8 protein-coding genes and 1 pseudogene are annotated in these 12,541 nt (G+C 54.1%); all 9 read right to left on the bottom strand.

Annotation, left to right across the window (positions count from 1 at the left end):
- Positions 1–98: 98 nt before the first annotated feature.
- Positions 99–680 (bottom strand): annotated as a pseudogene (locus CKL79_RS15245) (molybdopterin-dependent oxidoreductase); the annotation flags it as partial.
- Positions 681–759: 79 nt separating this feature from the next.
- The gene (locus tag CKL79_RS15240) at positions 760–2,457 is read right to left on the bottom strand and encodes a mechanosensitive ion channel family protein (protein WP_170944077.1); all 1,698 of its coding nucleotides are present in this window, start codon (positions 2,455–2,457) and stop codon (positions 760–762) included.
- A gap of 157 nt (positions 2,458–2,614) precedes the next feature.
- Entirely contained in the window at positions 2,615–3,676 is a 1,062-nt protein-coding gene (locus tag CKL79_RS15235) for an alpha/beta hydrolase (protein ID WP_141242217.1), read from the bottom strand.
- Positions 3,677–3,842: 166 nt separating this feature from the next.
- Complete coding sequence (locus tag CKL79_RS23205) at positions 3,843–4,010, bottom strand: hypothetical protein (protein WP_170944076.1); 168 nt, start codon at positions 4,008–4,010, stop codon at positions 3,843–3,845.
- Between the two features lie 149 nt (positions 4,011–4,159).
- A complete protein-coding gene (locus tag CKL79_RS15230) occupies positions 4,160–4,606 on the bottom strand; it encodes an SH3 domain-containing protein (RefSeq protein ID WP_121970438.1) in 447 nt (148 codons plus the stop codon).
- 73 nt (positions 4,607–4,679) lie between these two features.
- Positions 4,680–6,218 (bottom strand): AAA family ATPase, encoded by a 1,539-nt coding sequence (locus CKL79_RS15225; RefSeq protein ID WP_121970437.1) that lies wholly within the window; start codon positions 6,216–6,218, stop codon positions 4,680–4,682.
- Positions 6,219–6,423: 205 nt separating this feature from the next.
- A complete protein-coding gene (locus CKL79_RS15220) occupies positions 6,424–10,593 on the bottom strand; it encodes a CAP domain-containing protein (protein WP_121970436.1) in 4,170 nt (1,389 codons plus the stop codon).
- Positions 10,594–11,361: 768 nt separating this feature from the next.
- Positions 11,362–11,859 carry a YceD family protein gene (locus tag CKL79_RS15215; RefSeq protein ID WP_121970435.1) on the bottom strand — a complete coding sequence of 166 codons (498 nt, stop codon included), beginning with the start codon at positions 11,857–11,859 and terminating at the stop codon, positions 11,362–11,364.
- Between the two features lie 66 nt (positions 11,860–11,925).
- The gene (locus CKL79_RS15210; protein ID WP_121970434.1) at positions 11,926–12,453 is read right to left on the bottom strand and encodes a R3H domain-containing nucleic acid-binding protein; all 528 of its coding nucleotides are present in this window, start codon (positions 12,451–12,453) and stop codon (positions 11,926–11,928) included.
- Positions 12,454–12,541: the final 88 nt, after the last annotated feature.

Genomic DNA, 12,541 nt, shown 5'->3' with positions numbered 1-12,541 from the left:
TTAGAACGCTGGCTCCCTTTGACTACTTTTCAATGCCTACAATTGCCTGCTGATAAGCGATTCGCTCATGTAATCGCATCTTTTGTCAGTCAATCAGGGTCAGAGCAGTCAGCTAGATTGTTTGAGCCGAGCGATCGCATCATCAGTTGCAGCAGATAAGCCGCCTCATTAGAAGACCGCCCAGAACTGTAAGAAGCCACCCGCTCAGGCGACTGACGAAAGGCTTCTTCTACTAAGTCATAGACCTCATCCCAACTAAGGCGCTCATAGTGCGACGACCCCGCTCGCAAGATTGCTGGAAAGCTCAAACGGCCCAGTCTATCTGCCTCCATTGAGCTAAGCTGCTGCAAGCCTTCAATCGAATGTTTTTCAAAAAAGTGCGGCTCAACCGGCGGCTGCAATTCAGCCACGATAGATTCCACGCTTTTCGCGCAGCGCTGCAACTTCTCGCCTTCTTCGTTCGTGAAGCCCCCTTTTTGCCCGCCTGTGCCCCAAGCGCAAGAGAGGCAAGCGCTCTTATGCAACAAAGTCTGCCAAACCTGCGGTCCCTCGGGTGCCAGCGTATGCTTTGCCCAGTACTCAATAACGGGCAGTCCGCCGCCAATGTCTCTGCCTGGATGCACAGTGCCATCTTCAGACTGAGTTTTGATGAGCGATTCGGACGGCGAGGAGTTTTCCATGAGCTAGGAAGGTGCGGATGATGGGTCTCTAGATGGTAGCGAAGCTTGGCGCGATCGCACGCCGTGCGTCAGCGATCGCTCATTCTCCGTCACTCGCTTCACCACTGTCGCCGTCACCATCGCCATCGCCGTCACCGTTCTGATTGGCTGCCTCAGGGGTCGCCCCGATAGTGGCTGTGCCCTTCCCCGAGCGGTGATCTGAAGTGCCGTTGTCTGTTAGTCCGTCTAGCTGTAGCCGCATATCGTTAGCCGTCTGAAACCAGACTTCTTGCTGCTGCGCGGGGATGGTAATCTCAGCGTCGTCAAACGCTAGCTTGAGGCGGCGGTGAAATTCTCTAGAGACATCCCACTGCTTGATTGGCTGGGTTTTTATCCACACGCGCACGACTGGGCCGCGATCGCCAAAGTTCTCAACGCCCAGTACCTCGACGGGCTCTAAAATCAGCGATCGCCAGTCGTCGTCATGGTGCATCTCTTCAGCAGTAGTGCGAATAATGCCAAGCGCCTGATTGACATCGGCCTGGTAAGGAATAGGAATTTTCATGTCTGCCCGGGCCCACTGATGAGAGAAATTAGCCACAGCAGAGACCTGACTCATCGGCACGGTAATCAGCCGTCCGCCCGTGTCTCGCAGCTGGGTAATCCGCAGGTTAAGGTTCTCGACTAGGCCGCCTAGACCGCCAGCAACGTCTTCCAAAACAATCACATCCCCGATGGCATACTGATCTTCCAAAATAATAAAGAAGCTGTTCACCGCCCCTGTAACCAGATTGCGAAAGATTAGCGACAGGGCCAGGCCAGCCACGCTAAAACTGGCAATCAGCAGGCCCAGATTAATGCCCGCTAGCGCCAGCGCCACCAATAGACCAATCACGATCCAGGCAAACGTTGCGATATTTCTGAGTACGCTGGTAATAGTAGAAACTCGCAGCTCAGTACGCCGGGAATTTTCTATCGCTGACAGGCTCTCGTTCACCAATCCCGATGAGAGGCTCTCGATCAGCGCAAAGCTCAGGCGTGCCCCGACATAGGCGATAATCAGCAGCACCAAAATTACAAAGGGAATCTTCAGCCAGTTGATCGCTCTCAGGCAAAAGGGCCGGGTCATTGGAAACAGCCATAAGATCAGCAGCGTGGTGCCGACTGTAATGACCATCTGTACGAGCTGTAGGCTGCGGCGCTGAGCCTCCTGCAAATGCTCTCGCTGCTGCGGTTCTAGCCCAGAAGGGTCAATTCGCAGCAGCCAGCCGGCGAGTCCGTAGCGGTCTGGCAGTCGCCGCTGCCTATACTCAATCACGCCAATAGCCACAGCCGCCGCCAGCGCGATTAAAGCGGCCGCAATTCCCTGCTGTCGCAAATACTCTGGCTGACGCTGACGCCGTGCCTGTCTGAGCGTGGCTGGTAGTGTCTGCTGTAGGTCCTTAGCTAGCGACCAGGGCAGTGTTCCTTGCATATTGGCGTCAGTCTTTGTCAGCGTCAGCAGATAGCGGCCATTGATAAAAATAGCCGGTAGCTCGTCTGGCCCGATGCGCTCGGTCGTAAACCGCAGTTCGTCGCTGTCTGCTTGCACATAGCGATCGCGAATCTGCTCTAAGTTCGTCTCCACCCGCCGAATGCGACTGCCAATTGCCGCCTGAGGAGCCGCCAGCTGAAAAACTTTGTAGCCGTCCAAACGCACCCAGCTGATGGCGGATTGAGGGCTGCCGCCACCCCCCCCAATAGAAATCTGAGCGACAGCAGGCGGATGAGACAGGCCGAGGGCGAGCAGCCAGGCCATAGCAAATAGCAGCGCCTGCCTGAATAGCCTCAGTCGCCCAACTCTTGCTAACCGTTTCATCTAGCCCACTCGAACATCCCAAAAAGAGTAGGCACGAATACCTAGCCGGTCATCCCACTATGGTCGGACTTCTAGATGGAATGATCGGCGCAGACCTCTAGATCTGCTGCTGGTCATTCAAAATTTCGATGCGGCTGGTGGGAAAGGCGCTCGGGGTAACGGGGACGCGGCCCGTGCGCATACAGGCCCAGGCATGGCGGAGCAATAGACCCGCATCGCCCGTCTGTGGGTCTTCGAGAAAGTAAGTATGGCCCAAGGGCGAGTCGTATTGATTGTTAAAGTCGTCGCAGTCAATGGCGTAGACATTTCGTGGGACTTTGTCCATTTTCCCTGGGCCGGTATGCCCCAGTCGCCGCGAGCCTGCCGCACTGCTGACATTAACATTGGCCACCTTACTGGCCCGCAGTGCCAGATCATCTGCTGCATGATACACCACCACATTGCGGCTCATCGGCGGAATCATACTCCCTTCATTCCCAGGCTCCAAGCTTTCATTGGCCACATCAGCAGCGGCCATAAAGACATTTCTAAACAGCAGTGCAACACTATTTTGCGGGTAGTATTTAACTGAGAGATTGAGGGCGCTGCGCAGCACCCGGTTGCCCATAGAATACGACAGGATATTTACCCGTTTAAGGCAGGGATTTTCTAGCGTGCTGTTTTCCTCGCGCCAGGCGAGAAACTTTTGCAGGAGCCGCATATAGGCCGTACCGCTAGCATCGGCAGATTTTTGATCGTCAAAATAGTCTTTTACCTTGCCAAAGCTGTTATCGCAGGGCCAGATCAGCGGCACCACGACTACTTTAGGATTTTTGACGGAGTCTCTCAGCCCAATCTGACGCAGTGCATCAATCAGCCGCTGCAGTCTTTCTGTTTGCTCAAGAGCCTGTTCGGGCAGGGTAGAAAAGCCGTGAATGAAAAATAGCAGTTGGTCAGCTTCGAGCACTTTTAGCCGGTCGAACAGGTTAGCGCTGCCAATCTCTATATAGTTGCCAGGGCCGATGCGCTGGCAGCAGTAAAATGACTGCTCGGCCTGGTTATTGTCTAAGACGAAGTTGATTGAGCGCGATAGGCGAAAGTCTGAACCTGATTCGGGCAGCGGCGTCAGACCCTGCTCTAATACTCGGTTGGTGATAAACAGCATAGATATTTGTTTCACTCTCTTGAAGCGATCGCCCGCTAGTTTTAGCAGGCTGCTTGAGAGATTACATTAGCTGCCTGCCGTTTTCAGGAGAGCTGATCTAAGCTGTAATGCTTCTCAGTATTGCTTGCGCCTGTAGATGTCTGCATCTAGCTGTAGCTTTGACGGCAGCTTTAGTCAGCCGCTACAGCAAAAAGTCTAACGTCACAGCGGCTAGCGCGGCGGTTGCGGTAATGCCCAAGCCAACCAGCGGATTTTGTCCCTGGCTGATGGCAAAAGAGGTGATCACGCTTGCACCTAAAGCGGCGACGACGACCGAACCCAGCCAATCTTTCTGTGAGTTGTTATACATAACCGTTGTCTGTGACTTGTGGGTGTTCCCAAGCTACCATCCCCCTTTAGACAGAGGTGGCAATTGCCACCGTTCTGTAATCAACCGTTGAAATGAGACAGCTTTCTTAACAATCGGCTCATTTATCCTTTTGATCGCACAAGCATAGGCTACTCTTCGGCTACGTTCCCCTCTTTAATCCAGCCCTCTTGGCCACCGCTCAGCTGTACTTCTAGCCAGCCGCTGTCTTCTGAGAGGATGACTACACTGGCCTGGTACTCTAAGCCGCCGATTTGCTCATAGTCTGGCCCCGGTCCGGCGCGCACAATCAGGCCCACCGGCTGGGTGACGACCGCTCGATAGGCGCCTTCTGCCAAAGTTTCGTCGGCCTCAGTTTCAGGTGTTTCGGTAGCAGCAGGACTATCGGCAGGCGGCTCGGCTGCGTCAGGCGGTGTCTCTGGCAGATCGTTGTCGTAGGTGGGGCGCTCAGGCGGCTCGGCCAGGCGCGTCATAAAATACCGGGCCATGGACAGGCCCGCCAGTGATACCACCAGCATGGCTAAAATAATGCCCAAGACAAATTTACTCAGGCCCAGTAAAAAGTTTTTCATCACCATGACGAAGAAATGCGTGCAAGAGTCTTATGGTTATAGCGTGAAGCGCGCGATTGGTAAAGCAGCTGTAGCCCTCTTAATCAGGACTGGTGCTATCACTTTTGCGCTGCTGCTCAATCCGCTCTGTCAGAGAGCTCTGGCGTGAGGCCATGCGGGCTCTACCGGCAGCGGCCCAGCTTTGCAGCGCCTCTATCTGCTGCTGGGCGGTACGCGCTAGCGGAATGATCTGGCTAACGGCAGTGAGCAGGTCGTCATGGGTAAAGTCGCGGTTTTGACTAAAGCCAATATGCATTGCTTCGATAATTGCCTGCTCAATTTCAGCGCCAGAAAAATCGGGGGTCTCGTAGGCCAGCCGTTTGAGGTCGTAGATAGAGAGGTTGTGGGGTCGCAAGCGAGCTAGATGCACCGCAAAAATCGCCTCTCGTTCTTCCTGACTGGGCAAACCGACAAAGAAGATTTCATCGAAGCGGCCCCGGCGCAGCATTTCAGGCGGCAGTGATTGAATATTATTGGCGGTCGCGACGACAAACACAGGAGAGGATTTTTCGGCGAGCCAGGTGATAAAAGTGCCAAACACGCGGCTAGTCGTGCCGGAGTCGCCGCGACCGTCAAATCCGGCAAAGGCTTTGTCAATTTCGTCAATCCACAGAATGCAGGGAGCTAGGGCTTCAGCTAGCTGGATCATCTGCCGGGTGCGTGATTCGGATTCGCCCACGAGACCGCCGAATAGCCTGCCTACATCTAGCCGCAGTAGGGGCAGGTGCCAGTGATGGGCGATCGCCTTAGCCGTCAAAGATTTACCTGTGCCCTGAATGCCCACCAGCATCAGCCCGCGCGGATGGGGCAGGCCATACTGACGGGCTTTTTCAGAAAAAGCGCCGCCTCGCGTTAGCAGCCAGTCTTTGAGGCTATCGAGCCCACCGATGTCGGAAATTTTCTGGCTGGCCGGATAAAACTCCAGAATTTGGGTCTGGCGAATGGTCTGCCGCTTTTCTTCTAAAATCAGATCGATATCGCCCGGCTCAAAGGTGCCGTGGGCTGCGATGCCGCGAGAGAGCACCCGGCGAATGCGCTCTAAGGCCAGCCCCTGACAGGAGCGCACCAGCTCATCAGTATCGCGAGCCGAGAGTTGGCTACCGGCTGCCCCCAGTATCCGATCCACCTCGGTGCGAATTTCGGTGACATCGGGTAGCGGAAACTCCAGCACGGTAATACTGCTGCTCAGTTCGTCCGGAACGCTGAGCTGAGCAGACAAAATCACAATGTTTTTAGGCTGGGCCTTCAGCAGGCGCAGCAGGTTGCGCAGCTTCCGCGAAATGGCAATGTCTTCTAAAAAGCGGTGATAGTCTCTGAGCACAAAGATCGCCGCTGCTGAGGCCGGAACTTTTTCAATCAGCTCTAGCGCTTGCAGCGGATTGCGCCGACCAAAGCCATTGTCAGTGGGGTTGCCCTGGTAGCCATCGACGTAGTCCCAGGTGTAGACGGCGCGATCGCCGCCCATACTTTTGGCGCACTGCGCGATCGCCGCCTCCGCCCGCTCCTCTTCACGAGTGGGAATGTAGATCAGGGGGTAGCGCGATCGCACCAACAAACTCAGCTCTTCGCGAAAACTCATCTCAGCCGCCTATCACTACTCTTTGTAGATCATAAGCCTTTATAGAAATAGCAAAGATTTGATAAGACGAAACCGATAAAAAGAAACGGTCCAGGCAGATGTCTGTCAAACACAACAACGCCTGGACCGTCAGACTGGGAACCATTTCACCCAAGCATTCAAGCAGGGGGACAGCAGCACCTTTGACCAGCTATCTGGTCAAACCTCAGCCAAAAGCCGTTGCTAGCTGCTTCACCTGAGTGCTGTTGAGGGCGCTATTGAAAATCTGCACCTCGTCTACCGCCCCAGCTAGACCGTAGGCTGAGCCTGAACTGTTGCCATCTTCAAACCTGGTGTTGCCGTTGACATTACCAATGCCGATGCCATCGCCGTGCGCCCATAGCTGAGAGCCGTCCATCTGCCCGATCTTTTGGCCATCGAGATAAGCGGTGAGTGCGCCTGCTTGCACCGTTTCTTTACCGTCTAGGACAAGGGCGGCATGGTGCCACTGGCCAGATGAGACATTGCCCGTTTTCAGCCACGAGCCAGACCATTTGCTCTCGGGTGTATTCCAGCCGCCCACATACAGCAGGTCGTCTTGCACATAGGCGTTGAGACCGCGCGTAGTACCGCCCTCTTCGTAGATCACCTGCTGGCGACCAGCTGCTGCCTCGTCTACTCGAAACCACAGAGAAACGCTGCGCTGGGCGTGGGTGCCCAGGTTGATCTCTTTGGCGTCGTTCAAAGTAACGACATCTCCTGTGCCGTCGAAGGCGACAGCTTGACCCGCTTTCCCCGGCGTCCATCTCGCATCGCCGCGCAGCCGACCGTTGTTTTTAACGCCCGGAGCAGTGTCTACTGCTAGCTTGCCAGTGCCTTCATCAAAGCTGAGTTTGGCGACCGGGTCTAGATTGACCGTGGGGGGCGTCATCAGTTTGGCGATCGGTTGCTTGGTAGGCGCAGGTGCAGGTGCTGTATCGGGCTTGAGATCGCCGCTGCCAAAGAGCTGCGTCCAGTAGGTGTTGTAATTTACCGAGCCGGTGTCGTTATCTAGCTTGAAGTAGCCCGCGCCCAGCTCGGTATAGTTGGGGTTGAGTAAGTTGGCCCGGTGACCAGGGCTGTTGATCCAGCCATTGACGACTGATTCGGGCGATCGCTGCCCTGCCGCAATATTTTCACCCAGTCTCAACGCTTCATAACCGGCTCGCTCAGCCCGGTCTCCCAGGTTAGATCCATCTTTGCCCGTGTGACTAAAGAAATCACCAATAGCCATGGTTTCTGAGTAATCCTGCGCTGCCTGAGCTAGTTCAGCGTTAGCCTTCAGTGGGGCTAATCCGTTCTCTGCTCTGAACTCATTAGTGAGCCTCAGCACTTCGTTGGTAAAGCTCTGCACATCTGCTGAAACCAGGGGCTGCGAGCTGCTGGGCCTGGTGATGTTACTAGACAGTACCGCCGTCTCGCCGCTGGGCTTCGATAGGGTATCTGCCGCCCCGGTCAAAGAGATATTGTCAATGGCGACATAGTCTTGAGGGTTGTTAGTACGAGTCGTACTCACCTGAAATAGGAGATAGTCGTAGCCTTTACCCAAATTGACATCCATATTGAAGTTCTTCCAATCGAAGAACTCACCCGCTTCACCGCCGAACGCTTTGCTGACTAGCTGGGTGCGCTGCATGGGCAAAGTCCCCGGCTGAGTGGGGCCGGTTCCCTCCCAGGGGTTGTTGTTAAACTGGCCGTTCACGCCCCAGAGCGTGACCTTAATTTCGTTTCTTTCCCAGGGCTTTCCGGTCGAACCTTCCAGATTTTTGAGCTTAAAGCTGAGCTTTTGCTGCCCGCGTCGAACCTGCTGATCTCGGATCACCTGGCCTAAGAAATTGCCCCAGTCACCGGCTGCTGAGAGCTTGGCAGCGCCATCGGCAAGGCTGACGCCTTTGTCGGCATACCAGCCCTGGTCGGACGATCCGCTGCCGCTTTTCCACCCTTCGCTCAGTTTAGTCCCGCTGTTAAAAGCGCCGTCTTTAAGGGCATTGGCGTAGGCCGTTGGTTTTACATCGATCTTTTGAGTAAGTGTGGAGGCTTTTCCCTGGCTATCGAGCACGGTCAGGCTGACATCGCGGCTACCTGCCTGGTCGAAAACATGGCTGATAGTGCGGCCAAAGCGGTCAATTTTGCCGTCGTTGTTAAGATCCCAGCCATAGGCAGCAATGCCTTTGCTGGCGAGCGATCGCGGCGAACCATCAGCCGAACGCAGCGGATCGAGATCAGAGGAAGCGCTGCCATCTAGCTGGACAGCGAGCCCGCCAATGCCCTTATTGCTAAACTTCGCGACTGGCGCGCGATTGTTCTGCTGCTCTGCAAACTGGTTATTGCTGAGCTTTACAAACGAACCAAAGTCAGAGGGCCGTCCGTCTATTGGGCCTCGATGACCGACTTTAGCGAGGTGGTAAGTGTTGTTAAACAGCTTGCTGTTTTTTAGCTCGGGGCTGATAAAGTCTTTGTCGTTGTTGGGGTATTCAAACTGTACGCCTTCTGAAAACCCAGCGATTGTCAGGTTGTCATAGGTAGTCCCAAAGCTAGCGTGGTTGTTGGATAAGCCCTGGCCGCCGCTGATTTTGTCAGCGCCTCTACCTAAGATTAAGCCATCTTTGAGATCGATATGGGTGCTGTACTGAACGACCGCGCCTGTCCAGCGATTGCCCCAGAGTTTGAAGTTGTCGATGAGCGATCGCCCCTGATGAGCCGTTTTAACATCTTGGCTACTAAAATCCCCCTCGCCGTCGAAGTTGGTCTGGTGCCCCCAAACCTGGAAGCCCGTATGTGCGTTGTAGCTCTCAAAGCCACTAATGCGGGCCATGGGCACATCGCGAACGTCCACCTCAGTCTGGTCTTTGGGAAAGAGTTTTTGCAGCTCTGCCGGTAGATTTTTGACTAAGATAGTCTCTTGATCGCGGAAGCGGCCTTTAGGCGCAAGAACGCTACCAAAGAGAGTCATCCCGGTGCGATTAGAGCTGACTGCTTTGTTGTCTTTGTTTTTGACCTGAGCGGCTCCCTGAATCCAGTAGCCGTCGCCCTCAAAGCCAAAGTCAAAGCGATTGTCGCGGGTCTCTCGCTGGCTGTCACCCTTCCCCTGCGCGCCAGTTGTTTTAATCACCATATTGTCAGTCCACCAGCCAATCTCGTTGCCTGATTCGGCAACAATACCAGAGCCAACCACATCAAAGACTATGTTGTCTTCGAGCCCGGCATGACTGTCGTGCTGCACAATTCCCCAGCCTGGGCTACCGACGACCGCGTTGCCGCGCAGCAGGGCCGCTTGACCATCCAGACTGTCTGCGCCTGTGCGGTGAAGATGCAGCGAGTAGCGGCCCCGAATATTAGAGCCGTTGCCGTTAGAGCCGTCTACATTTTTGCCGATATCGTCAACTACCTTAGACTTGTCTGAGCGGCCCAAGTCATAAAAGCCCGCGTTGAGCACGTTGACTTTGGGGCTGTGCATCAGCATCACATGGGCGCGACGGTCAATCGGCACATTTTTACCGTTCTCAGTTTCAAAGCTGACGTTGCGGGTGAGGTTAGCCGCGTAGAGGCTGAGCTGATTGGTGGCGGTAATGTCGCTGCGCGTGTGGTCAAATCTGAGAACGTTGCGATCGCCCGACTCAATATCGTCATTGACAAAGCTCACTTGGTTGCCGTTGATAGCCGTTACCGTGAGCACCTCATCCTGCAGGCGGGAGTTGTCGGCGTCGGTGCCGTTCCAGCCGTAGCCGGTACCGCCTAAGACAATTTTGTCGCCAATCTGCCAGCCCGTGGGCGCTTGCTTAAAGGTCAACACGCTGCTGCTGGCGGTCGCATCTCCGGCGAGGGCCACTTTATCGAGCTTGTCTGCGCCGTAGATATTGACTTCACCGTGGCTGACTAGCCCTTTACTGAGCTGAGTCGGGTCCCACTGGGTGTTGATGGTGCGATCGCTGGTAAAGATAATTCTGGCTTTTTTGTCAGCCGCGACCGCCTGATTTTCAGCGCCGATATCCAGCTTCCCTTCTGGCCCGTTGAGTATCGTCTCAACCAGGAGCTGAGTGTCTTTGTTAGCTGCAAACTTGAGATTTCCCTGGTTGATGATCGTTCGGAGCCGAGCGTCACTGACCTGATCGTAGGTAACCGTCGTCCCCTGCTTGATCAGCGCTGTGGCGTTAGCGTCCGGAACCCGGCCATTTTGCCAGGTTTGAGGATCAGACCAAGCCCCGCTTTTGATTGCTGTGTGGGTAGGCGTCGCTGCCGCCATCAGCTTGGCAAAAGCCTCGTGATCCTGATGTCTTTTAGGATCATCTGCCATTGAATGAGGATTGTGCCCAGCGTTATGTGCCATCCCAGTGGATGCCATCGATGCATTTTCCATGATTCCTGTCCTTAAAAAGTTGGGTAACGGTGATCGGTAAAAGCACCCGTTACGCAGCCTCAAAAAAATGACAGCCTGCTCTACCCGCACAGTGAACCGCACGCCAAACGCTGCTAACGAGAAGTCAAGCGCGATAGAACTGCAAGATGAGCGATCGCAAACCTATTGAAGTTTGCGACGAAAGCTTTCAGGCTGTTAAAAGATAAAGGTTGCCGACAGTCGTTAAAGAGAGTAAGAAGCTATCTATTGGGGCAAATAGAGACAAGAATGAATAGAAAAGAATGTCCTTTGCTTAAACAACTTCAGTATTACAACTTCAGTATTACAACTTCGGCAGATGCACTCAATCAGTGACGATGATCGAGCGGACATAGCAATGTCTTTGAATTAACCCATCCCATTCAAACCTCATTGAGGCGTTATGTCAACTTTATAAGTTTGTGAATAGATAAAAACTGCGCCAAGCAATCGTTTTTATCTGTGAATGCCCTGGCTCAAAAGGGTATTGAACGATCCCTCTGGAGCTAGCTACCGAAAGAATACGGATTTTACCCATTAATTTCTCAAGCTTGAGATGAGAGCATACTGCCTGATTTCGTAGCTTCTTACTATCCGGATCAATCGAGATATGGCAAACATTGCCAACTCAAATGTATATCGATAGAACCCAATCAAAAAGATAATCAGATTCCAGTTAAAACTGTCCGGATTTAGAAGATTCCAGCGGTAGCTCTCTAGCTAATTCTCGCATCAGGCTCTTTGCTGTGCCTACTCAGATAGCTGCTGCTTAAGCGAAGACAGGGCCGCCCAGCGGTGGTCAATCTCTATCTGCGGTGGATTATTTTTCACTTCAATGCCCTGACAGCCCGGGCGGCAAATCTGCTTTTGCGGAATGGCCAGACACATCTGCTCATACAGCCACTCCCCCGGATGAAAGTATCCCTGCGGCGACAGCGACTCGACCAGGTCTTCTAGCTCAACTTCGGTTTCTACGCTGCCAGCTTCGGGAGCAGCCTCTTCGAGCCAGACCAGCTCTGAAGCGTTTACCTGGATACGCGCGTTGTAGCTGTTCAGGCAGCGATCGCACTCCAAAGTCATAATCGCATTGGCCTGGGCTCTCACGTTCAGATATGTGCCCTCGTGCGTGACGCTCATCTCCCCTATAACCGGCGTCAGCGTTTCTAACTCAGGCAAATGCTCTGCGACATCGAGCGAGATAGTGCGGTTCGGGGCCGTTAAAATCTGCGGAATATGAATGGCTCTCATCGTCTCTGGGATCTGTCTCTGGGGTCTGTCTATGATATCTGCGCGGTTGGAGGCTGTCAGCTGGGCTTATTCTTCCTCGGTGCCCGCATCTTCGTCATCGTCAGTCTCTCCTGCTAGCTTAACGACCAGATGGCGGTTAGGCTCATGCCCTCGACTGAAAGTCTCTAGCTGCTCATAGTCACCCAGCAAGCCGTGAATCTGACGGCGCTCAGCCGCAGAGAGTCCTTTGATTTCATATTCTTCGCCGTCGGCAATGACTTTTTCGGCGGCGGCTTCGCCAATGGCCTTCAGCTCAGTCTGACGCTGCTGCCGGTAGCCATTAATTTCAACCGTATAGGCCCGCTGCTCATCCGGTTCGCGGCCCATATTCAAGACGGTATTGGCCAAATACTGGATAGCGTCAAGAACCTGGCCGCGATCGCCAATGAGCCCGTCTATTTGGGCCTCAGTTAGGGGCGTAGTATCAATTGTGAGCCAATGGCTATCGTCGCCCAACTCTCCTGTCGTCTGGCTGCTGCTCACCTGAGTTTCAAGACCCTGCAGCTTCAGTAGTTCCTCTAGCCAGCTAATGCTCTTTTCAGTTGATGTGCTCATTTTCCCGTATAGCCTCCCTTTGCCTGCCTGCCTGACAGGTCTGTATTGCTCCCGCGCTGATGCGTAAGGTCTATCCTATCAATCTACA

Source organism: Leptolyngbya sp. BC1307 (assembly GCF_002286735.1).
Taxonomy (GTDB): domain Bacteria; phylum Cyanobacteriota; class Cyanobacteriia; order Phormidesmidales; family Phormidesmidaceae; genus Phormidesmis.
Note: the sequence above shows the minus strand (reverse complement) of the source record. Positions and strands in the feature narration are given on the sequence as shown.

Bases quoted from the DNA above. Each gene is read 5' to 3' on its own strand.
- CKL79_RS23205 (WP_170944076.1), bottom strand. From the start codon at position 4,010: ATGTATAACAACTCACAGAAAGATTGGCTGGGTTCGGTCGTCGTCGCC.
- CKL79_RS15220 (WP_121970436.1), bottom strand. From the start codon at position 10,593: ATGGAAAATGCATCGATGGCATCCACTGGGATGGCACATAACGCTGGG.
- CKL79_RS15230 (WP_121970438.1), bottom strand. From the start codon at position 4,606: ATGGTGATGAAAAACTTTTTACTGGGCCTGAGTAAATTTGTCTTGGGC.
- CKL79_RS15215 (WP_121970435.1), bottom strand. From the start codon at position 11,859: ATGAGAGCCATTCATATTCCGCAGATTTTAACGGCCCCGAACCGCACT.
- CKL79_RS15225 (WP_121970437.1), bottom strand. From the start codon at position 6,218: ATGAGTTTTCGCGAAGAGCTGAGTTTGTTGGTGCGATCGCGCTACCCC.
- CKL79_RS15240 (WP_170944077.1), bottom strand. From the start codon at position 2,457: ATGGCCTGGCTGCTCGCCCTCGGCCTGTCTCATCCGCCTGCTGTCGCT.
- CKL79_RS15210 (WP_121970434.1), bottom strand. From the start codon at position 12,453: ATGAGCACATCAACTGAAAAGAGCATTAGCTGGCTAGAGGAACTACTG.